Origin of the sequence: Kangiella spongicola, from assembly GCF_003194565.2 — a bacterium.
GTDB classification, from domain to species: domain Bacteria; phylum Pseudomonadota; class Gammaproteobacteria; order Enterobacterales; family Kangiellaceae; genus Kangiella; species Kangiella spongicola.
The window spans coordinates 55,200-76,951 of sequence record NZ_QICH01000003.1; the positions used below are offsets into that span (position 1 = coordinate 55,200).

Here is a 21,752-nt window from a genome sequence, read left to right on the forward strand (position 1 = left end):
AAGGCAAAGCTATGAATAAAGAACTACCAAAATTCCAACAAGTTCAATTTGAGTTCTCTAAGAGTTTGCGTAATCCTGCGAAATTCAAGTCTCCTGAAGGCATCGAAGCGAGACGTATGAAAGTCTATCAAGACCTTTTCTATAACAATATTGAGGGGTTTTGTAGCAACGGCTTTCCAATACTTCGTTCTTTGACTTCCGGCGAGAAGTGGCATCCTATGGTGCGTGGTTTCTTTACAGATTATCGAGCTGAGTCCCCTTACTTTGTGGAGATTGCTAAAGAGTTTCTGAGTTATCTTTCCGAGCACCGAGCTCCAGAGGCTGATGATTTACCCTTTATGTTAGAGCTTGCTCACTGGGAGTGGATGGAGGTTGAAACGGTTTCTGCCAAAGTGGATATTTTAGGTATTCCCCACGATAGAAACGGTGATCTGATGAACGAACCGGTAGTGGTGTCGCCGTTAGCGCATAGTTTGGTCTATGAATATCCGGTACACCGAATTGGCCAAAGCTATATCCCACAGGAACCACCAGCGACACCGACATTTTTGCTTATAAGCCGTAACCGTAAGCATGAGCTCGACTTTATGGAGGCTAACTCCATGACCTATCGCTTGCTCGATATTTTTATCGAGCATTTGCAAGAAGGCCGACAAATCGCTGGTAGAGTAGCCTTAGAACAGTTAATAGAAGAAACTCAGTTCCCTCAGCCTGAACAATTACTGAATGGTGGCCAACAAATTCTAACCAGTTTGTTGGAGCGTGACATAATCCTAGGAACTGCGTAATTAAACCCCACACAGCAATGGTTTAACACTGGTCATATCAGGGCCTGTGCTTTATCATTAGCGCTTATAAAGAACATTAGGTTGATACGGGATGAAAAATAACCTTACCTTTGCAATATTATTCACATTTTTACTCTCTGCTTGTGCCACAACAGGTGACAACCCTAAAGATCCTTATGAAGAGCATAATAGGGCGGTTTGGGAATTTAACCGTGCGATGGACAAAATTCTATTAAAGCCAGTGGCAAAAGGGTACCAGTATGTCACGCCTGATCCTGTGGAAAAGGGAGTCTCTAACTTCTTTTCTAACTTAGGCGAAATATCTAATATCGTTAACTCGCTGTTCCAAGGAAAGTTCGGTGATGCGGGGAAAAGTTCAGGTCGCTTCTTGATTAATAGCACCATTGGTTTGGCTGGCTTATTAGATCCAGCGACCGAAATGGGCATCAAACAACAAGAAGAGGATTTTGGTCAAACACTGGCTGTTTGGGGCTTCGATTCTGGCCCATATTTGATGTTACCTTTTATTGGCCCATCTAACCCACGTGATGGGTTCGGTTTTGCAGTAGACTCTTTTGGTGTTTATAGCCCTTATGACGAACTTAATGACTCACAGACAGAATGGTCATTGCGAACGCTATGTCTTATCGATAAGAGAGCAGGGTTACTACCGTTAGAAGAGCAATTAGAAGAAGCGCTAGATGAGTATCTGCTTGTTCGTGACGCTTACCTTCAACGTCGCGAATTTTTGATTTATGATGGTCGTCCTCCTATTGAGGATGACTGTGAGTTTGAGGAAGATTGCGAAGAGTGGTAAAAGTATAATCTATGCCAATTGATTTCAACGATACGCTAGTTATAGCGATTTCTTCCACTGCGCTGTTTGATTTAGCAGAAAGCCACCGCATTTATATGGAAAGTGGGGTGGCTAGCTATGCCCAATATCAAATTGATCACGAAGATGAGCTACTTAAACCGGGCGCAGCCTTTGGCCTCGTTAAAAAACTCCTATCATTGAATGAATCTAAAAAAGATACACCAAGAGTAGAGGTTATACTCCTGTCTCGAAACAGTGCCGACACAGGACTTCGCGTGTTTAACTCGATAGAAAATCATCAGCTGCAAATTACCCGAGCAGCTTTTACATCTGGCAATAGCCCGTATCTCTATGCTGAAGCATTCGGCGCACACTTATTTTTATCAACAAATCCAAAAGATGTGCTACAAGCCATCAACGCAGGCATTGCCGCAGCAACCATTGTTTCACCGACACAGGCGAGTAACGATAGTGAGATTATCAAATTTGCTTTTGATGGTGACGCTGTTTTATTTTCCGATGAAGCAGAGCGAATATTCCAACAAGATGGGCTTGAAGAGTTTACTCGTTCTGAAAAACAGTCGGCACAAACACCATTAGAAGGCGGGCCCTTTAAAAACTTCTTACAAGCGCTCCATAAACTCCAAAAAGAATATACCCAAGACAACTGCCCAATCCGTACCGCATTAGTGACAGCCCGCTCAGCACCGGCCCACGAACGTGTGATCCGAACTTTACGCTATTGGGATATTCGTATTGATGAAGCCTTGTTCCTCGGCGGCATGGACAAAACCAAATTCCTCAAAGCCTTTGGAGCAGACGTCTTCTTCGATGATCAGGAAGGTCACATCGATCGTGCAAAAGGTCATGTCGCCAGTGGACATGTCCCAAGTGGCGTGATCAATAAGTCCTAATCAATAAGTCTTAATTAATAATATCCCTAGTCATTTTCTCTATTTCCAGTCTAAATTTTAATTTTGCATTGATTTCGTGTGCAAAAAATACTGACATAATTGCTTGAATTCTGTACTATTTGTCTTTGTGGGAATAATAAATAATCAAACTGGGGACTAAAATGTCAACTTTAAACAAGTTTTTAACTGAGTTAGGCACGAATGCAAAGTTAATGGAAGACTACAAATCTGAGCCTGTTGCAACCATGAAAGCGGCTGGTTTGAATGATGAGGAAATCAATGCGGTACAAAGCAACGATACTGCAAAAGTAAAGGAGCTGACTGGTGGTGGAGAGTACGCCGTGGTCGTACATAATGTAAAAGAGCATAACCTGTAAACTTTAAGTGAATAGATTCTTATGTATTCTGGTTCTTTTCGCTGCTTTTGGCAGTGCAAAAGCAAATATAGAAGAGAACTTGGCGCAGCTAAGAGAGAGCAACACTTATGACTCTGAAAAAGCTTTTCAGTTAATTCAAGACTTGCAAGAGCGCTTGGATGAATTTGTAAGTAATGAACAGAAAGCTCAATTTTATATTCAGAAATCATACTTCTATATACTGAAGTCAGAGAACCAGAAAGCAAAAAGACCGCTAGAACTATTACTGCAGCTACCCGGAGTGTCTGAGGACACAAGGTTAGCTGCGTATTCCTTATTGTCACAAGTCTTTATGAGCTTGAATCAATATCAAGATGCCTTTAATCATTTGTTCGAAGCTTTATCAATAGTACCAAAGATTAGTGATGAGGCTTTACAATTCAACTCTTATTACGCTGCGGCTAATGTTTTTGTCGAGCTCGAAGCCTATGACGAGGCATTAGAGTACGCACTAAAAGCAAGGGATATTGCATTAGCTATGAATGATAATCCTGATCAGTGCTACTCGAAAGCATTAATCGCAAACATATTCTTGTTTCAAAATAGTCAGCATGACCATGAAGATAGACTCAAAGAGGCTATAGATTTCTGCAAAGGACTAAACTTGACTGTGGTCGATGCATACCTCTACAAAAATTTAGCATTAAACTACTTTAATCATGAACAGTTAGAGCAGTCTGAGTTGGCTTACAATACAGCATTAAAAAAATCAGCGGAGACTGGCTACCTTCCCGAAATATTACAAATGAAGCTTGGATTGGCAAGAATTTACTTAAGGAAAGGTGAACTCGAAAAAGCTAAAGCTAATATTGATGAGATATTGCAAGAACCAGCGTTGCAAGAGGCTGGCATGAATCGCAAGGAGGCGACTGAGTTACTGGCAAAGTACTATGAGATGAATGAAAGCTACGTTGAGGCGTACGATGCTTTATCTATGCTTGCGGAAATTCAAGACAAAATGTTAACACTACAGGCAAATAAAAACTTAGCCTATCAAAAGGTAAAGTACGCCCACTTAGACCAAAATGCTCAAATACAAATCTTAGACCATAAAAATAAGTTGTTAGAACTAACCCATCAAGTAGAAGAACAGTCGAAGAGAAACTTTCAATTACTGTCAGTTATAGTATTAATTTTACTATCGGGAATTAGTTTGTGGTTATGGCGAGTTAAAAAGCAAAAAGAACGTTATCAAAGGTTGTCTCAAATTGATGATCTTACTAATACTTTAAACCGTCGCTATGCGCTAAAATTAGCCCATGAAGTCCACCATGAAAGCTTGATAAACAAGAGTCATTATTGTGTCATTATTTTTGATTTAGATTACTTTAAAACGGTCAATGATAAGTATGGGCATGCAATGGGAGACTGGGTTTTAACTAAAGTTAGCCAATGTGTTAAAGAGCAAATGAGGGCAGTTGATGTTTTTGGGCGACTTGGTGGCGAGGAGTTTATCGTTGTTCTGCCTCAATGTAACAGCGCTGACGCGAAGAAGTTTATTGAGCGTTGTGTTAAATGTTTTAAAGATATTGAGCATGCAAAATTACCCGATGACTTTGAAATTACTGCTAGCTTCGGAGTAGCTGCTAAAACTAACGGTGAGTCTTTAGAAGAGCTGATTATAGAAGCAGATAATGCGATGTATAAAGCTAAAAGAAACGGCAGAAACCAAATTCAAATCTATTAAGTTATCACCCTTATGAAAACAACACCCTCTAGCGGCTCATTGACCTGTATAGGTACAGGTATCACTTTAGCTGGGCAAATTACAACCTTATCGAAAGACTATCTTGAGCAGGCAGAGATGGTTTTTGGTATCTTGCCAGATAAACTATCAGAAGACTGGGTTAAATCAATAACCCCCTCCTATAAAAGCTTGCAGTACCTCTACGGCGAAGGGAAGTCTCGACGTCAAACCTATCAAGAGATGAAGGATGTGGTTTGTCAGGCAGTGCGAGATGGAAATAAAGTTGTATTGGCACTCTATGGCCACCCTGGAATATTTGCTTGTGTTGGACACTTTGCTATCGAAACTTTGCGAAGCGAAGGGTATCCAGCCCAGATGCTCCCAGGCGTCTCTGCCGATGCATGTCTTTATGCCGATCTTGGCATAGACCCTGGTACTACAGGTTGTCAAGCTTATGAAGCGACTCAGTTCCTATTTAGCGGTGTGCCCTTAAACACATCTGCTTATACGATTTTATGGCAGATAGGTCTAGCAGGGGAGCATACGCTTAAAACCTTTAAAACCACTCAGAAAAACCTTCATGCAGCTGTACGTGTATTGAATAAATGGTATCCGCTGGAACATGAAATGATTTTATATGAAGCTCCATTTATTCCTGTCCATCATCCACGTATAGATAAGTTTAAGCTTAAAGATTTACCCATTATGGATTTAACGTCCATTTCAACGTTAGTGATTCCACCTTTGACTGGACTGAAGCTGGATCAAGAGTCTTTAAACGAGTTTGGTTTAAATATTTCGGATTTTGGTTAAGGCGCTACTGGCAGTTCATTTCCATCACCTAAACTAATGTTTCTAACCCTAGATTAAATAACCTGAGGTACCATCACGTCTTGATTAATTGCTTTGCATAGTGCATCTTGTGCTTAATTGATTTTGGGGACACTGCAATGATTCGTTATCTTTTATTTATACTTTTCTGTATTTCTAGCGTTACTGTATCTGCTCGTACTCTGGATGCGCCACTCAGCTCTGAGGGAGAAGGCCCGTATAAACGACTTATACTGCGCGGTGCTACGCTTATCGATGGAAAAGGTGCGCCACCATATGGCCCTGTAGATATCATTATTGCAGGCAACAAGATTGCTTCGATTCGCTCTGTTGGTGCGCCGGGCGTACCAATCAACGAATCGCGTCGGCCTAAAGCGAAAGAGGGTGATAAAGAGCTAGATGTTTCTGGTCACTATATTTTGCCTGGTTTTGTTGATATGCACGGCCATATTGCTGGCAGTGTTGATGGTTTACCGGCTGAGTATCCGTTTAAGTTATGGTTAGGCCATGGTATTACGACGGTGCGTGAGCCAGGAAGCTTTAACGGTTTGGACTGGACTTTGAAGCATCAGAGGTTAAGTGAGAAAAACGAAATCGTTGCGCCAAGAATTGTGCCTTATGTCGGCTTTAACATGGATTGGGATAAAGAAATCACCACACCAAAAGAAACACGTCGTTGGGTTCGTCATGTCGCGGATAAGGGGGCGAAAGGCATTAAATTCTTTGGCTTGCCACGTCCCATGATGGAGGCGGCTTTAGACGAAGCCAAAAAGCAGGGGTTAGGCACTATGATGCATCACGCTCAGCTTAACGTGGTCGATACCAATGCGCTCGACTCAGCTCGGCTTGGATTAACTTCTATGGAACACTGGTATGGCTTACCGGAAGCTTTGTTTGAAGATAAAGTGATTCAGGACTACCCCATAAAATATAACTACAATAACGAATCACATCGCTTCACAGAAGCAGGTCGTTTGTGGCAACAAGCTGCCGAAAAAGGCTCTGACAAATGGAACGCCGTTCGTGATGAGCTTATCGAGCTTGATTTTACACTGAATCCTACTCTTACTATTTATGAAGCAAGTCGTGATGTGATGCGAGCCCGTAATGCACCATGGCATAAAGACTTCACACATCCAAAGTTAAAAGCGTTCTTTGAACCTAACAGAGAATCCCATGGTTCTTATTTCTTCGACTGGACCACGCAGAACGAAGTCGACTGGAAAAATAACTACAGGATCTGGATGAGCTTTTTAAATGATTACAAAAATCATGGCGGTCGAGTGACGACCGGCTCGGATGCAGGTTATATTTATAAAATCTTTGGCTTTGGCTTTATTCGCGAGCTTGAGCTATTGCAAGAGGCTGGATTTCATCCGCTAGAAGTGGTGCAGTCTGCGACCATCAAAGGGGCTGAAGCGTTAGGCTTAGACGATAAAATAGGGACTATCCAGGCTGGCAAATTAGCTGACTTAGTAATTATCGAAGAGAATCCTATCGCCAACTTTAAGGTGCTGTATGGTCACGGTCACTATCGTTTAGGTCTAGACAATAAAGCCGAGTATGTCGGTGGCGTAAAATATACCATAAAAGACGGCATTATCTATGATGCGAGAAAGCTCCGTGAGGATGTAAAACAACTCGTACAAGAAGCTAAACAAGCTCAGTAAAGCAACACAAGTTATATCAAGTCATCTAAGGCTTCATCTATCGTTGGATACTCGAAGGTGAAGCCTGATTCTTCAAGTTTCTTAGGGTGAACCCGTTGTCCAGTCAACAACATTGTCGCCATCTCTCCGACAATGATTTTTAAGGCAAACGCAGGCATAGAGGCAAAAGTAGGGCGCTTTAGGGCTTTGCCCATGACTTTTGTGAGTCGCTCGTTGGTAACAGGGTGCGGTGCTGTGAGGTTGAATGCCCCTGACAAGCTTGAGTTTTCGATAAGGTGAATAACAGCTTTGACGTGATCATCAATATGAATCCAAGAAAAGTACTGATTGCCAGTGCCTAACTTTCCACCCAGACCAAACTTAAACGGTGGTAACATTTTCTGTAAGGCGCCCTCATCGCCGAGTACCACGCCAGTTCGAATGCAGCAAACTCGTATTCCTAGAGACTCAGCACGGTATGCGGCATCTTCCCAGCGCGTACAAAGCCTTACCTGAAATTCAGATGCACTTCCTGAGGTAGAGTCTTCACTCAGTATTTCATTGCCTCTAGCGCCATAGAAGCCGATGGCGGAACCACTGATGAAAGTGTGTGGCTTGTGAGACTGTCCTTGAAGCCATGAAATTAAGTTCTCGGTTAAGTTAAGTCTGCTTTCTACTATTTCCTGTTTATAACTATCGCTCCAGCGCTTTGCTGAGAGATTAGCTCCAGCTAAGTTTATCACTATATCGACGGGCTCAACTTCGGATAAAGAGCTGGTTAATGTGACATTATTAAAAACAGGGTAGGCGTTATACTTATCCGGTGAACGAGTCAGCACCGTAATTTCATAGGAGTTTTCTTTTAACAGAGGAATTAAATTCCTGCCGATAAAGCCAGTTCCACCAGTGATAAGAATATGTGGCATAAAATCACCTTAACTCGTTCTGCGAATAAAACTACTATAGCAAATGCTAGGTGGATATTCAGTGAAGGGATCGAGATCGAAGTTGGCTAAAATTTATTAATATAAGGTGAGTTATGTATAAGCTTTGAGAACTTAACGATAATATTGGCTGTGGCTCCCCAAATATTCCAACCTTCGTACGGGATAGAGTAAATAGAGTAGTTTTTCCCGCCAAACTCTTGATAAGAATGTATTTGGTTTTCGGGGTTAAATAAAAAGTCGACGGGTGCTTCAAAGGCTGAAGAAACTTCATCTTTACACAAGTTTAGCTCAAAATTGGTAGGAATCTTGCCTACAACGGGTTGAATAAGAAAGCCTGAGCCCGTTGGCTGTAAAGGGAGTTTCCCCATGACATCAATCTCAGTTTGCAGGATCCCAACTTCCTCTTCCGTTTCGCGTAGGGCCGTATGGATCAAGCTATCATCCGTTTTATCCATACTTCCGCCTGGGAAACTAATCTGCCCGGCATGATGACGCAGGTGTTCGGAACGTTGAGTCAAAAGTAGATGTAGCCCATCTTTCTTCTCAATCAAAGGCACCAATACAGCGCTAGGGCGCAACTCTGCAACCCGTGGCGTGATTTCATCTGAAGCATCAAGAGCTTTTTGTATGTGCTCGAGGGTGATCATCTTATCTTGGGAACTTATCTTTAGATTTTGTTAATCATTAGCTTACTGTAACTCTTCAACGCTTAACACGGGTAATATTTTGCTTAATTTGTGCAAAGTTTCTTCGTACTCGTTGTTAGCTTCTGAATCTGCCACTAATCCGCCACCAGCCCAAGCGTGAATCTTACCGTTATCAGTAACCAGTGTGCGTATAGCGATATTTGAATCCAAGTAGCCCCTAAAGTCTAAATACAGCATGGAGCCACAATAGATACTGCGTCGGTGTGGCTCAAGCTCTTCGATAATCTCCATCGCGCGTACTTTGGGTGCGCCAGTAATCGAGCCACCGGGGAAGCAATGTTTTAACAAAGTGAAAATATCGCTGCTCTCGGCAAGGTTTGCTTCGATAGTGCTGACCAAGTGATGCACAGAAATAAAAGACTGCAATTCAAATAGCTTGGTCACTTCGACTGAGCCTATCTCGGCATTACGACCAATATCGTTACGCAGTAGATCCACGATCATTAAGTTTTCAGCACGATCTTTCTCGCTGTGTTGTAGCTCATCAGAAAGACGTTTATCTTCAGCTTCGTCTTGGCTTCTAGGGCGCGTTCCTTTGATCGGTTGCGTCACCACTCTCAGCTTTTTCTTTTTGCTACTGCCTTGTGGGAACACTTGAATAAAGCGCTCCGGCGATAGCGATAAGATTTGCTGACTCTCAAGATTCATATACGACGAAAAAGGCGCTTGATTATGCTCGGTTAGTTTTAAGTAGGCGTTCCAAGGATGCCCCTCGAAATCAGCTGAAAAACGTTGAGCCAAATTAACCTGATAACAATCGCCCGCATGAATATAGTCGTGTACTTTCTGGAAGCGCTCGATATAAGCGTCTTTGTCCATATTGCTACGCCATGGCGTGCTTAAGCTAAGCTCTGCTTTGGACGATGCGGGAGTTGGGTTGTCACTATTGCTATAAAGCGAATCAAACTCGGCAACAATGTCTTTCCAATAACTGTCGCAGTAGCGGCAAAACTTAACCAAGTAACTTTGATGGTTTTTATGGTCGCTAATAAAAGCCCATTCATACAAGCCAAAAGCGAGCTCAGGAAGCCCTATATCGTTTGTGGCGATAGAGGGTAAGTTTTCCACATAACGCCCTGCGTCATAACTACAAAAGCCAGCGATTCCGCCATTGAAAGGCAAGGTTGGCATCTTGCTTGGTAGAGGCTGGTAATCTTTCAGCCCAAACTCATAAAAACGCTTTAAGTCTTCAAATGGCTCGTTTGTGGTATCGATATCGGCGCCAGTAATAGTGCTTTTATCATGTGAGAAGGCGAAGGTAGCCCTAGGTCGAGCTAAAATAATATCGAACTGCGAAGCTTGGTGTAGAGTCTTGCCACTATCCAACAGTAACGCCCACGGCTCATCCACAAAGTGTGAAAATAAGTCGCGCACGCCAGCGGGCTCAAGATAGGGTAACTCGACGAAAGTGTCTTGTTGCTGCTCTTTTTTCATGCAAATCGATTAAAATATAGTCTAAAAATGATGCTGGTTCGCTTATTAGGCTCCAAAATTTGGGAAACGCCTGATCCAGCCTGTATAATGATGCACCGATTTTAGAGGTTTATGTGTAGCTTGTATAGCGAAGCCCACATAAGCTCGACAAACCAAGATTCGGAGAGACCTTGCATGGGCACAATTAAAGCCGAAGATTTTATCGAAAGCGTTGCTGACGCTTTTCAGTACATTTCATATTACCATCCTAAAGATTTCATCCAAGCCATGTCTGCGGCTTATGAAAAAGAAGAAAGTCCTGCTGCTAAAGATGCCATGAAGCAAATTCTTGTGAATTCGCGCATGTCAGCTATGGGCCATCGTCCAGTTTGCCAAGATACAGGTATTGCCTGTGCCTTCGTCAAAGTCGGTATGGATGCAACCTTCGAGGGTGGCATGACGATTCAAGAAATGGTGGACGAGGGCGTAAGACGCGCTTACACCAATAAAGAAAACCCGCTCCGTGCTTCGGTATTGATGGATCCTGCGGGCAAACGCCTAAATTCGAAAGACAACACGCCAGCCGTGGTGCACGTCGAAATGGTTAAAGGCGATAAGGTAGAAGTCACCTGTGCAGCTAAAGGCGGTGGTTCTGAGAACAAATCTAAGTTCGTTATGCTTAACCCAAGCGACTCAATTGTCGACTGGGTTGTGGAAACAGTACCTAAGATGGGGGCAGGCTGGTGTCCGCCTGGTATGCTGGGTATCGGTGTTGGCGGTACTGCTGAAAAAGCGATGGTGCTAGCGAAAGAATCCTTAATGGATCCGATCGATATGCAGGAGCTTTTAAAGCGTGGCCCGAACAATAAAGTTGAAGAACTGCGTATCGAAATTTATGAAGCGGTTAATAAGCTAGGTATTGGTGCACAAGGTTTAGGCGGTGTCACCACAGTATTAGATGTCAAAATTAAAGACTGGCCGACTCACGCGGCTTCTAAGCCTGTAGCCATGATTCCAAACTGTGCTGCGACTCGTCATATTCACTTCACGTTAGACGGTACAGGTCCTGCGATGTTAGCGCCACCGTCAATCGAAGATTGGCCAGATATGGAGTATGAAGCTTCAGCCGACGCTAAGCGTGTGGACATGGATAACGTTACTCCTGAAGAAGTCGCCAGCTGGAAGCCGGGCGATGTGTTATTGCTGAACGGCAAAATCCTAACAGGCCGTGATGCTGCGCATAAGAAAATTAAAGATTTGCTCGACTCTGGCGAAGGCTTGCCAGAAGGGTTAGATTTCAATAATCGCTTTATTTATTACGTTGGTCCAGTTGACGCCGTTGGCGACGAAGCCGTAGGCCCAGCCGGCCCAACAACCGCAACGCGTATGGACAAGTTTACTGAAATGATGCTCGATAAAACGGGCTTACTCGGCATGATCGGTAAAGCTGAACGCGGTGACGAAGCGATTGAAGCGATTAAAAAGCATCAGTCGGTTTACTTAATGGCTACCGGTGGCGCGGCTTATTTAGTCTCTAAAGCGATTAAAAACTCACGAGTTGTCGCATTCCCTGAACTGGGTATGGAAGCGGTCTATGAGTTTGACGTCGAAGATATGCCAGTGACGGTTGCGGTTGATTCGTCGGGTGAGAGCGTCCATAAGACGGGGCCGCAAATTTGGAAAGTGAAATTAGCTTCATAAATTTACAACACGTCTTTGCGAGGCCTTTGGCCGAAGCAATCTCTATTTGCTCATGTGATTGAGATTGCCACGTCGCACCTAGTCGCGACTCGCAATGACGGAATAATTAATAAAGGCAAAGAATTATGAGTGCAGGTTTAAAATTAAGAAAAGCGGTTGAAGAGAATAATCCGTTACAAGTTATGGGTACGATTACGGCTTACGCGGCGCGTATGGCTGAGCAAGTAGGTCATAAAGCGGTTTACCTTTCTGGTGGCGGTGTGGCTGCTAACTCGTTAGGGATGCCGGATTTAGGGATTTCTACTGCTGAAGATTTATTAGTCGATATTCGTCGTATCACTGACGTGTGTAGCTTGCCGCTATTGGTTGATATCGACACTGGTTTCGGTGGTGCTTTTAATATCGCGCGTACCACGCGTTCTTTGATTAAAGCCGGCGCAGCGGGCTTCCACATGGAAGATCAAGTTGCGGCGAAGCGTTGTGGTCATCGTCCAAACAAAGAAATCGTAAGCCAGCAAGAAATGGTTGACCGTATTAAAGCTGCGGTAGACGCTCGTACCGACGAAAACTTCGTGATTATGGCACGAACAGACGCACTTGGTGTCGAAGGTATGCAGTCGGCGATTGATCGCTCTAACGCGTGTCTTGAAGCTGGCGCTGACATGATTTTCCCAGAAGCGATGAGTAAGCTGGAAGAATACAAATACTTCCGTGAGCACGTAAATGCTCCAATCTTGGCTAATATTACTGAGTTTGGCCAAACGCCACTATTCTCGTGTGAAGAGTTAGGCGAGCAGGGCGTGGATATTGTTTTATATTGTTGTGGTGCGTACCGTGCCATGAACAAAGCCGCTGAGACTTTCTACCGTGACGTGCTCGAGAAAGGCCATCAGCGTGATGTGGTAGAAATCATGCAGACTCGTGAAGAGCTTTATGATTTCCTTGGCTACCATGATTATGAGCAGAAGCTGGACCAGCTTTTTGCCGAAGGAAAAGAAAAGTAAGTATTACATACGTCATTGCGAGGGCTTGGGAGGGATTGGTACGCGGCAATCTCTTTTAGGTTACTCTCTAGGTACTTTATGAGATCGCCACGTCACTTCGAAAAACTCGAAGTTCCTCGCAATGACATAGCTAGAAATAGAATTTAAATTTAAAACAGGAGTACACAATATGAGTGAGTCAGTTTTACCAAAACCAAAAAAGTCGGTAGCCCTATCAGGCGTACCAGCAGGTAATACTGCCCTATGTACTGTGGGTCGTAGCGGAAACGATTTACACTACCGTGGTTATGATATTTTAGATTTAGCAGAAAACTGTGAGTTTGAAGAGGTTGCGCACCTGTTAATTCACGGCAAATTACCAAATGTTGCTGAGCTAAAGAACTACAAGCGTAAATTAAAAGCACTTCGCGGTTTACCAGCGCTAGTTCAAGACGCACTAGAACTTATTCCTGCAAATGCACACCCGATGGACGTTTTGCGTACGGGTTGTTCGATTCTAGGTACGGTATTGCCAGAGCGCGAAAGTCAGCCAATGAACGAAGCAAAAGATATTGCGGATCGTTTAATGGCCTCCTTCCCATCAATGCTTCTTTACTGGTACCACTTTTCGCACAACGGTGTAGCGATTGAACTTGAGACTGATGAAGACTCTATCGCAGGCCACTTCTTACACTTATTACACGGTGAGCCATGCCCAGACTCATGGGTTCGAGCGATGCAAATTTCTTTGAACTTGTATGCTGAGCATGAGTTTAACGCATCGACGTTCACTAGCCGCGTAATCACGGGTACAGGTTCAGATATGTACTCAGCTATTTGTGGCGGAATTGGTGCATTGCGCGGTCCTAAGCACGGTGGTGCCAACGAAGTCGCGTTAGACATCCAAATGCGTTATGACAACCCAGATCAAGCGGAAGCTGACATCAAAGAGCGTATCTCTCGCAAAGAAATCGTAATTGGTTTCGGTCACCCTGTTTACACTACGGGCGATCCTCGTAATGACGTTATCAAGAAAGTGGCTAAAGAATTATCGGTTGAGCAAGGTGATACTAACTTGTACAACATTGCAGAGCGCCTAGAAACAGTGATGTGGGACGAAAAGAAAATGTTCCCTAACTTAGACTGGTTCTCAGCTGTGTCATATAACAAAATGGGTATTCCAACATCAATGTTCACGCCAATTTTCGTAATGTCACGAATTGCAGGCTGGTCAGCACACGTTATGGAACAGCGCGTAGACGGCAAGATTATTCGCCCAAGCGCGAATTACACGGGGCCGGAGCCTAGAGAGTTCGTTGGAATCGACAAACGTTAATCGACTTAATCCCTGGCACCGTGAAGTTTGTTAAAAGCTAGCTCTAAGTCCTCAATTACCATTTTGGTAACCTCCGGTTTTTCGCTAGCTTTTGCCGCCTTCACAGCACCATTTATTAAGTCTTAATTTTTAGTTTTTGAGGCTAAAAAATCATTTTAGGTTTACGAAGACTGGTTTGTGGCGCTGAAAAATTGTTTAAGTGTTTCCATCGCCATATTTTCAGTCTTTGACATTGAGGTGAATGGCAACGCTAAAATTCACTTAATAGAAAAGCAAAATACGTAATTGCGAGGTCGCATGCGACCGCGGTGACCAACGGAAATGCCCTTGGGGCAATCTTTTGAAGTGATGTGTGCAAGGTTATGAGATTGCTTCAGCCTAAAGGCTTTGCAATGACGAGCAAGACTGTCATCCTGAACTAGATTTAGGATCTTTTGTAAACTTCAATCAAGGAATAGGGATATACGATGAAATATTTTATTGGAATTATATTAATGGTGGTATCTATGGTTAGTTCTGCACAAGACGACTGGTATTTGGGTGTTTGGGCTATTGATACGGAAAAAAGCAAGGAGCAATCTAAGGGATTAGTCGGTAAAGAGAAGGACATGGCAGACAAGTTGCAAAAACATGGAGACGACAGTCTTTACGAAATAACAGAAGATTATTTCAGACTTTACAGTTTTTCTATGGCGGTTGCTTCTCCTAAGTTTGAGTATTTCACGGAAGAGAATAATGACGGTACTATAAAGTTACAGTCACTAGAAAGTAGTAGTGAGACATTTGATATAGGCCAAGACGAGCATGGCGTATATCTATTAATTACACACGTTAAGTATAAAAAGAAGGATGCTATGAACTATGCTTATGATGAAGATGGCAAGCTTGTCATCGAAGAGCAGAATTCAATAAAAGCATATTTAAAAGAATACGACGAAGAAATAGATTCGGAACACTTTGATAAATTTATTAAAGAGAAGCGTTACAAATAAATTTTTAAGAGACCTAAGGTATTATGAATACAAATTACAGAAAGAAACTCGAAGGTACTGATTTAGATTACTTCGATACGCGTCAAGCGGTTGAAGACATCCAGCCAGGTGCCTATGACAAACTTCCGTACACCTCAAAAGTACTGGCGGAAAACTTAGTGCGTCGTTGTGATCCTGAAATGCTAACGGATAGCTTAAAGCAGATCATTGAGCGTAAGCGTGATTTGGATTTTCCATGGTTCCCAGCACGGGTGGTTTGTCACGATATCTTAGGTCAAACTGCGTTTGTTGACTTAGCGGGCTTGCGCGATGCTATCGCCGAAGGCGGTGGTGATCCGGCTCAGGTAAACCCTGTCGTGCCAACTCAATTAATCGTGGACCACTCGCTTGCGGTTGAGCATGCGGGCTTTGAAAAAGATGCCTTCGAGAAGAACCGTGCGATTGAAGAACGTCGTAACGAAGATCGCTTCCACTTTATCAACTGGTGTAAAACAGCGTTTAAAAACGTCAACGTAGTACCACCAGGTAACGGCATCATGCATCAAATTAACCTTGAGCGTATGTCGCCAGTGATTGAAGCCAGAGATGGCGTCGCTTTCCCAGACACATTAGTTGGAACCGATAGCCACACACCAATGGTAGACGCGCTTGGCGTTATCGCTGTGGGTGTTGGTGGTCTTGAAGCTGAAAGTGTCATGCTAGGGCGTGCTTCTTACATGCGTCTTCCAGACATCGTTGGTGTCGAGCTGACGGGTAAACCACAGCCAGGTATTACGGGCACGGATATCGTGTTAGCGATTACTGAATTCCTGCGTAATGAACGTGTAGTTTCGGCTTATTTAGAATTCTTTGGCGAAGGTGCTGCGCATCTAACGCTTGGCGACCGTGCAACAATTTCAAACATGACCCCAGAGTACGGCGCAACTGCTGGCATGTTCTATATCGATCAGCAGACGATTGACTACTTAACATTAACCGGCCGTGATGACGAGCAAGTTAAGTTAGTCGAAAAGTATGCTAAAGAAACCGGCCTTTGGGCTGACGCTTTAACCGAAGCAGAGTACGAGCGAGTCTTAACGTTTGATTTATCCTCAGTCGTTCGTAACTTAGCGGGCCCATCGAATCCTCACGCGCGTGTTTCTACTACAGACTTAGCCGCCAAAGGCATTGTTAAAGATTACGAAATTGAAGAAGGCAAAATGCCGGACGGTGCTTGTATTATTGCGGCAATTACCAGTTGTACCAATACCAGTAATCCGCGCAACATGATTGCTGCTGGTATCATTGCGCGTAACGCTAATAAGCTTGGCTTAACGCGTAAACCTTGGGTTAAAACATCTTTAGCGCCAGGCTCTAAAGCTGTTACTGCATACCTAGAAGAAGCGAACCTTCTGCCTGAAATGGAGAAGCTAGGCTTTGGTGTTGTCGGTTATGCCTGTACGTCGTGTAACGGTATGAGTGGTGCGCTTGACCCAAAAATTAAGCAAGAGATTGAAGAGCGTGACCTTTACTCGACAGCGGTGCTTTCAGGTAACCGTAACTTCGACGGCCGTATTCACCCACACGCTGACCAAGCGTTCTTAGCATCGCCGCCATTAGTCGTTGCTTATGCTATCGCCGGTACCATTCGTTTTGATATTGAAAAAGGCGTACTAGGTACTGACCCAGACGGCAATCCAGTAACGCTTAAAGATATCTGGCCTACGGACGAAGAAATTGATGCGATTGTTGCTGAGTCAGTAAAACCACAACAATTCCGCGATGTTTATGAGCCAATGTTTAATGTCAAAGTTGATATGGGCGATAAGACAGAGCCACTGTATGACTGGCGTCCAATGAGCACCTATATCCGCCGTCCTCCTTATTGGGAAGGCGCATTAGCTGGCGAGCGTACGATGAAGGATATGCGTCCGTTAGCCGTCTTAGGCGACAACATTACAACTGACCACTTATCGCCATCAAACGCGATTCAAAAGTCGAGCGCTGCTGGTGCTTATTTAGACTCGATGGGCGTTCCAGAAGAAGACTATAACTCCTACGCAACGCACCGTGGTGATCACTTAACGGCACAGCGTGCAACTTTCGCTAACCCAAAACTTCTGAACGAAATGGTTCGTAACGAAGATGGTTCGGTGAAACAAGGTTCGTTAGCGCGTCTTGAGCCAGAAGGCAAAGAAATGCGCATGTGGGAAACCATTGAAACCTACATGGAGCGCAAGCAACCGCTAATCATTGTTGCTGGAGCCGATTACGGTCAGGGTTCGTCGCGCGACTGGGCGGCGAAAGGCGTTCGCCTAGCGGGTGTGGAAGTTATTGCTGCAGAAGGTTTTGAGCGAATTCACCGTACGAATCTAATCGGTATGGGCGTTTTACCACTTGAGTTTAAAGAAGGTACAACCCGCAAAACACTAAACATCGACGGCACAGAAACTTATGACGTCGAAGGTGACATCGCGCCGAGCGCAACCATGACCTTAGTCATCAAGCGCAAAGACGGTGAGCGAGTCGAAGTGCCAATGACATGTCGCTTAGATACCGCTGAAGAAGTGTCGATTTACTCCGCTGGCGGTGTGTTACAGCGCTTTGCGCAGGATTTCTTAGCCGCGAGTTAAGACGTCATTGCGGCTAGTTATTTAAGCAACAAATAATAGTGCGTCATTGCGAGTCGAGCTAGCTCGACGTGGCAATCTCTAGCAAGTAGTACTGTATTCTCTAAGAGACTACCACGGCCTAAAGGCCTCGTAATGACGGATTTATTTTATTATGTCATCTCACAAAGTGACAAATATATTAATTAAGGCAAAATAATGGCTCATAAAGCACAAACCTTTCCTCCACAAATAAAAATTCCAGCCACTTATATGCGTGGCGGAACCAGTAAAGGTGTTTTCTTTAATCTAACGGACTTGCCTGAAGAAGCGCAAGTTCCAGGGCCTGCACGTGATGCACTGTTATTACGAGTGGTTGGAAGCCCAGATCCTTACGGTAAACATACCGACGGTATGGGAGGCGCAACGTCGAGTACCAGTAAAACGGTTATCTTGTCGAAAAGTGATATTGCCGATCATGATGTGAACTACTTATTTGGTCAGGTTTCTATCGACAAACCTTTTATCGACTGGAGTGGTAACTGCGGTAACTTAACTGCGGCCGTAGGCTCTTTCGCGATTAATAGTGGTCTCGTCGATGCTGATCGTATTCCTGAAAATGGCCATGCAGAAGTTAGAATCTGGCAGGCTAATATCGAGAAAACGATTATTGCTCACGTACCGATCACAAATGGTCAGGTACAGGAAACAGGTGACTTTATCCTTGATGGCGTGACGTTTCCCGCGGCAGAAGTGCAGGTGGATTTCCTCGATCCTGCAGGCGAAGGCTCAATGTTCCCGACGGGTAACCTGGTAGACGAGCTAGAAGTACCAAACATAGGTACATTCAAAGCCACCATGATTACCGCAGGAATTCCAACAATTTTCTTGAATGCAGACGAAATCAACTTTAACGGTAAAACCTATAACGGTACTGAATTACAGGAAGCGATTAATAACGACGACGAAGCCTTAGAAATGTTCGAGCTTATACGGGCTTATGGTGCAAAGGCTATGGGGCTTATCGAAAATATCGAAGAAGCCGCAAACCGTCAGCACACGCCAAAAGTCGCCTTCGTCGCATCGCCAGCAGACTACGTATCTTCTAGCGGTAAAAATATCAGCGCCAACGATATCGACCTCAACGTACGCGCATTGTCTATGGGTAAGCTACACCACGCCATGATGGGCACCGCAGCCGTAGCCATAGCCACAGCCTCTACAGTTCCAGGAACGGTGGTGAACTTAGCCGCAGGTGGCGGCGATCGCCAAAGCGTTGTCTTTGGTCATCCGTCAGGCACCTTGAAAGTCGGCGCCGAAACGGAACTCCAAAACGACCAATGGATCGCCAAAAAAGTCTTTATGAGCCGTAGCGCCAGAATCTTAATGGAAGGCTGGGTAAGAGTACCTGGGGATTGTTTTACTGTTTAAACTTGAAAAGTGAAGAGGGAATATAATGAATACAATAACAAAGTTAGCTTTAGTTAGCCTATTAGCAATATTTTCTTTAGGGGGTAATGTTACTAAAGCAAATGAAGCCGAAACAATAGTTGTAACTGGTTCTAGGATTGATTGGTATGACTCGCCGGCAGTGACTTTAGTAAAACCTGCGGATTATTTAGTGCAACAGGTCAAGTTATTGAATGACTCTCGAGATCAGGTATTGCGCGAAAAGGAGCTGGTCAGTACGGTAAAGGATATTTTAAAGCTTGCGAATAAAAGCAAATCAATAGAGCTTGGCGTTGGCAAGGAAATCGTTTACCCAGTTACCTTAAAAGACCTGCAGCTTGATTTTGAGAAAGGCGAGAGGACAGATACATCGGTCGTTTATTTGTATATTAAAACGCCAATTAATAATAAAACGGCTGTTGAAAAGCTTGTTACTCGTATTAATGATTTTATTGAGGATATTTCAGTTACCGGTAGAACCGAAGTTGAAAAAAATGGTGAGTTAGTTCTAAGTATTGTAAACCCTGAAAAGTATCGAAAAGAACTACTGTCTATGATTGCGGATGACATAAATTCAACTATTCAAATATTTGGTGAAAACTATAAAGCAGAAATCGATGGATTAAGTCAGGGGTTAATGTGGGAGAGGGTGTCTGTTTCAGAATTACGACTTTATCTTGAGTATAACTTTATACTTACCGCCAAATGATTCCAGTTAACTTTGGACTGAGCCTCGATTTATCAAAGCTAATCGAGGCTAAACCTATCCAACAAACTTCTTTCCTTCATAGCGTTAATAGCTTTATCAATGGTGTCGAAGATATCGACACCTATGTCTTTTGAAATACTGTCGACGAGTTTTTCGGATTGTTTTAAATACTCTTTAATCTTTTTACTCTGGGCTGCGCCTTCGGGCGTTAGCGAGTAGAGGGTGCGTCTTTTGTCGTCTTTGTCTGGCGATTGTTGTATAACCTCGAGCTTTAGCAGTTTTGGTAGCTTTTGTTTGACCAATTGGTGCGATTGGTCGAGTTGACGGGCGAGATCGGTGACGGAGGCTTGTTGTAGCTCGAATAGGCTGAGTAGGGTGGAGCAGGACTTAATCGGGACGATAATGCCTAAGCTATCGAATATGGGCTGGCTTTGTTCTTCGATGAGGTTACTAAGATCTTCCGCTCGTTTGCCTAATAGCGCCTTACCGTTTATGCCGTCTTTTGAATACATACTCTAGCTCAAATTCTATAAAGTTGACTTAATTGCAGAAATAAATGTAACATGTTGCGCAATGTGTTGCAATGTTGTTGCTTGTAGTAATAGATTGCAGCAATGGACAGTTAACCTCCACTAAGGACGAAACCATGAATAGACGCACTTTTATGACGAATACGGCGCTAGCTGCTGCGGCAGTTGGTTTGAAACTTGGCTCTGGCGGGGCATTTGCATCTTCATCAAGTATTACGCGTATCAGTCGCGAACAGTATGACGATTGGTTTGTTTTTGATGGCTTGGGTGTGTTGTATGACATAAACGACCCAACAGGCGGTATTCAAGATAACTGGCGCATGACGGAGCGCTTGCGAAGGGATGTATTGGCGAGTGGATTAAGCTGTTATCGACAGACCACAGGCGCGCCTTTTCCTGCGTATCCAGGGGATGATGCTTTCGAGCAGGCGGTAACGATTTTAAGTCAGCACCAAAAACTGATAGATGCCAATTCAGACGTGCTGACGCTAGTTAGAACCTTCAAGGACATCGAGCAGGCGAAAAAAGATAATAAAGTCGCGGTGACCTTAGGATTTCAAAACAGCCACGTCATTGGCGATAACCTCGATCATATTGATACCTTTAAGCACCTTGGCGTCTTAACCATGCAGTTAACCTATAACGGCCAGAATCAGATCGGTGGCGGGGCGAATACGAATCCACGCTTGCCGCTGACTGAGTTTGGTTACAAGGTCGTTGAAAAGATGAATGAATCGAATGTACTTATAGATTTAAGTCACAGCGGAGAACGAACATGCCTAGAAGCGTTAGCCGCGAGTAAAGCGCCTGTAACCATTAGTCATAGTGGCTGCCGTGCGTTAGCCGACTTCCCGCGCAACAAGACCGACAAAGAATTACGTCTGCTCGCGGACAAAGGTGGCTTGTTCGGCGTCTACTTTATGCCGTTTCTCGCGCCCGACAGTAAAGCCAACTCGGATCACCTTGTCGCGCATATCGAACACGCGATAAACGTCTGTGGCGAAGACCATGTTTCGATTGGCACCGATGGTGGTTACACAGGAATCGACGACATGAAAAAGGTGCAACAAAGCACCGACAAAATGACGCAACACCGTTTAGACAACGGCGCTGCCGCCGCTGGCGAAAAACTCGGTAACTTAAACTTTATGCCTGATATTATAGGCCCCGACCAATTCTACAAACTTGCCAATAAGTTAGCGGATAGGGGCCATAGCAGTGCTCGTATTGAAAAAGTTTTAGGATTAAACGCCTACAACTTGATGAAGGAAGTGTGGAAATAAGTTGCCTAAATA

At 44.0% G+C, this 21,752-nt stretch carries 19 protein-coding genes; 15 read left to right on the forward strand and 4 right to left on the reverse strand.

From position 1 onward, the window contains the following. The first annotated feature begins 11 nt into the window (after positions 1–11). The 7 genes from DL796_RS09175 to DL796_RS09205 all read left to right on the forward strand — a co-directional run bounded on the left by DL796_RS09175 (position 12) and on the right by DL796_RS09205 (position 7,123). Entirely contained in the window at positions 12–788 is a 777-nt protein-coding gene (locus tag DL796_RS09175) for an HvfC family RiPP maturation protein (protein WP_110201420.1), read from the forward strand. A 91-nt stretch (positions 789–879) separates the two neighbouring features. Next, positions 880–1,605 (forward strand): MlaA family lipoprotein, encoded by a 726-nt coding sequence (locus tag DL796_RS09180; protein ID WP_110201421.1) that lies wholly within the window; start codon positions 880–882, stop codon positions 1,603–1,605. 11 nt (positions 1,606–1,616) lie between these two features. Continuing rightward, positions 1,617–2,519 (forward strand): 5'-nucleotidase, encoded by a 903-nt coding sequence (locus DL796_RS09185; protein ID WP_110201422.1) that lies wholly within the window; start codon positions 1,617–1,619, stop codon positions 2,517–2,519. Between the two features lie 161 nt (positions 2,520–2,680). Next, entirely contained in the window at positions 2,681–2,896 is a 216-nt protein-coding gene (locus DL796_RS09190; RefSeq protein ID WP_110201423.1) for a hypothetical protein, read from the forward strand. Between the two features lie 7 nt (positions 2,897–2,903). Continuing rightward, positions 2,904–4,622, forward strand: coding sequence for a tetratricopeptide repeat-containing diguanylate cyclase (locus DL796_RS09195; protein WP_110201424.1), 1,719 nt, complete (start codon positions 2,904–2,906; stop codon positions 4,620–4,622). Between the two features lie 12 nt (positions 4,623–4,634). Next, complete coding sequence (locus DL796_RS09200) at positions 4,635–5,435, forward strand: SAM-dependent methyltransferase (protein ID WP_110201425.1); 801 nt, start codon at positions 4,635–4,637, stop codon at positions 5,433–5,435. Positions 5,436–5,572: 137 nt separating this feature from the next. After that, a complete protein-coding gene (locus tag DL796_RS09205) occupies positions 5,573–7,123 on the forward strand; it encodes an amidohydrolase family protein (protein ID WP_110201426.1) in 1,551 nt (516 codons plus the stop codon). Positions 7,124–7,134: 11 nt separating this feature from the next. On the opposite strand, the gene DL796_RS09210 is transcribed toward DL796_RS09205, so the two are convergent. The 3 genes from DL796_RS09210 to pabB all read right to left on the reverse strand — a co-directional run bounded on the left by DL796_RS09210 (position 7,135) and on the right by pabB (position 10,190). Then, a complete protein-coding gene (locus DL796_RS09210) occupies positions 7,135–8,028 on the reverse strand; it encodes a TIGR01777 family oxidoreductase (protein ID WP_110201427.1) in 894 nt (297 codons plus the stop codon). Positions 8,029–8,114: 86 nt separating this feature from the next. Further along, positions 8,115–8,696: a CoA pyrophosphatase gene (locus DL796_RS09215; protein WP_110201428.1), complete on the reverse strand. Its 582-nt coding sequence runs from the start codon at positions 8,694–8,696 to the stop codon at positions 8,115–8,117. Positions 8,697–8,738: 42 nt separating this feature from the next. Then, on the reverse strand, positions 8,739–10,190 hold the full coding sequence (gene pabB / locus DL796_RS09220; RefSeq protein WP_110201429.1) for an aminodeoxychorismate synthase component I: 1,452 nt from the start codon (positions 10,188–10,190) through the stop codon (positions 8,739–8,741). A 174-nt stretch (positions 10,191–10,364) separates the two neighbouring features. Here pabB and DL796_RS09225 point away from each other — a divergent pair, with 174 nt between their 5' ends. From DL796_RS09225 to DL796_RS09255, 7 genes are all read left to right on the forward strand, one after another. Beyond that, on the forward strand, positions 10,365–11,870 hold the full coding sequence (locus tag DL796_RS09225) for a fumarate hydratase (protein ID WP_110201430.1): 1,506 nt from the start codon (positions 10,365–10,367) through the stop codon (positions 11,868–11,870). A 125-nt stretch (positions 11,871–11,995) separates the two neighbouring features. Next, complete coding sequence (gene prpB / locus DL796_RS09230) at positions 11,996–12,874, forward strand: methylisocitrate lyase (RefSeq protein WP_110201431.1); 879 nt, start codon at positions 11,996–11,998, stop codon at positions 12,872–12,874. Positions 12,875–13,043: 169 nt separating this feature from the next. Then, entirely contained in the window at positions 13,044–14,189 is a 1,146-nt protein-coding gene (prpC, locus tag DL796_RS09235; protein WP_110201432.1) for a bifunctional 2-methylcitrate synthase/citrate synthase, read from the forward strand. Between the two features lie 467 nt (positions 14,190–14,656). Then, the gene (locus tag DL796_RS09240; protein WP_110201433.1) at positions 14,657–15,181 is read left to right on the forward strand and encodes a hypothetical protein; all 525 of its coding nucleotides are present in this window, start codon (positions 14,657–14,659) and stop codon (positions 15,179–15,181) included. A gap of 23 nt (positions 15,182–15,204) precedes the next feature. Then, positions 15,205–17,793 (forward strand): Fe/S-dependent 2-methylisocitrate dehydratase AcnD, encoded by a 2,589-nt coding sequence (gene acnD / locus DL796_RS09245; protein ID WP_110201434.1) that lies wholly within the window; start codon positions 15,205–15,207, stop codon positions 17,791–17,793. Positions 17,794–17,988: 195 nt separating this feature from the next. Next, the gene (gene prpF, locus DL796_RS09250) at positions 17,989–19,200 is read left to right on the forward strand and encodes a 2-methylaconitate cis-trans isomerase PrpF (RefSeq protein WP_110201435.1); all 1,212 of its coding nucleotides are present in this window, start codon (positions 17,989–17,991) and stop codon (positions 19,198–19,200) included. Positions 19,201–19,225: 25 nt separating this feature from the next. Continuing rightward, complete coding sequence (locus DL796_RS09255; protein ID WP_110201436.1) at positions 19,226–19,927, forward strand: hypothetical protein; 702 nt, start codon at positions 19,226–19,228, stop codon at positions 19,925–19,927. A gap of 38 nt (positions 19,928–19,965) precedes the next feature. On the opposite strand, the gene DL796_RS09260 is transcribed toward DL796_RS09255, so the two are convergent. Further along, a complete protein-coding gene (locus DL796_RS09260; RefSeq protein ID WP_227593047.1) occupies positions 19,966–20,439 on the reverse strand; it encodes a winged helix DNA-binding protein in 474 nt (157 codons plus the stop codon). A 134-nt stretch (positions 20,440–20,573) separates the two neighbouring features. Here DL796_RS09260 and DL796_RS09265 point away from each other — a divergent pair, with 134 nt between their 5' ends. Continuing rightward, a complete protein-coding gene (locus tag DL796_RS09265) occupies positions 20,574–21,740 on the forward strand; it encodes a dipeptidase (protein WP_110201437.1) in 1,167 nt (388 codons plus the stop codon). Positions 21,741–21,752: the final 12 nt, after the last annotated feature.

Coding starts and splice junctions, on each gene's coding strand:
- DL796_RS09175 (WP_110201420.1), top strand. CDS start 12: ATGAATAAAGAACTACCAAAATTCCAACAAGTTCAATTTGAGTTCTCT.
- DL796_RS09180 (WP_110201421.1), top strand. CDS start 880: ATGAAAAATAACCTTACCTTTGCAATATTATTCACATTTTTACTCTCT.
- DL796_RS09185 (WP_110201422.1), top strand. CDS start 1,617: ATGCCAATTGATTTCAACGATACGCTAGTTATAGCGATTTCTTCCACT.
- DL796_RS09190 (WP_110201423.1), top strand. CDS start 2,681: ATGTCAACTTTAAACAAGTTTTTAACTGAGTTAGGCACGAATGCAAAG.
- DL796_RS09200 (WP_110201425.1), top strand. CDS start 4,635: ATGAAAACAACACCCTCTAGCGGCTCATTGACCTGTATAGGTACAGGT.
- DL796_RS09205 (WP_110201426.1), top strand. CDS start 5,573: ATGATTCGTTATCTTTTATTTATACTTTTCTGTATTTCTAGCGTTACT.
- DL796_RS09210 (WP_110201427.1), bottom strand. CDS start 8,028: ATGCCACATATTCTTATCACTGGTGGAACTGGCTTTATCGGCAGGAAT.
- DL796_RS09215 (WP_110201428.1), bottom strand. CDS start 8,696: ATGATCACCCTCGAGCACATACAAAAAGCTCTTGATGCTTCAGATGAA.
- pabB (WP_110201429.1), bottom strand. CDS start 10,190: ATGAAAAAAGAGCAGCAACAAGACACTTTCGTCGAGTTACCCTATCTT.
- DL796_RS09225 (WP_110201430.1), top strand. CDS start 10,365: ATGGGCACAATTAAAGCCGAAGATTTTATCGAAAGCGTTGCTGACGCT.
- prpB (WP_110201431.1), top strand. CDS start 11,996: ATGAGTGCAGGTTTAAAATTAAGAAAAGCGGTTGAAGAGAATAATCCG.
- prpC (WP_110201432.1), top strand. CDS start 13,044: ATGAGTGAGTCAGTTTTACCAAAACCAAAAAAGTCGGTAGCCCTATCA.
- DL796_RS09240 (WP_110201433.1), top strand. CDS start 14,657: ATGAAATATTTTATTGGAATTATATTAATGGTGGTATCTATGGTTAGT.
- acnD (WP_110201434.1), top strand. CDS start 15,205: ATGAATACAAATTACAGAAAGAAACTCGAAGGTACTGATTTAGATTAC.
- prpF (WP_110201435.1), top strand. CDS start 17,989: ATGGCTCATAAAGCACAAACCTTTCCTCCACAAATAAAAATTCCAGCC.
- DL796_RS09255 (WP_110201436.1), top strand. CDS start 19,226: ATGAATACAATAACAAAGTTAGCTTTAGTTAGCCTATTAGCAATATTT.
- DL796_RS09260 (WP_227593047.1), bottom strand. CDS start 20,439: ATGTATTCAAAAGACGGCATAAACGGTAAGGCGCTATTAGGCAAACGA.
- DL796_RS09265 (WP_110201437.1), top strand. CDS start 20,574: ATGAATAGACGCACTTTTATGACGAATACGGCGCTAGCTGCTGCGGCA.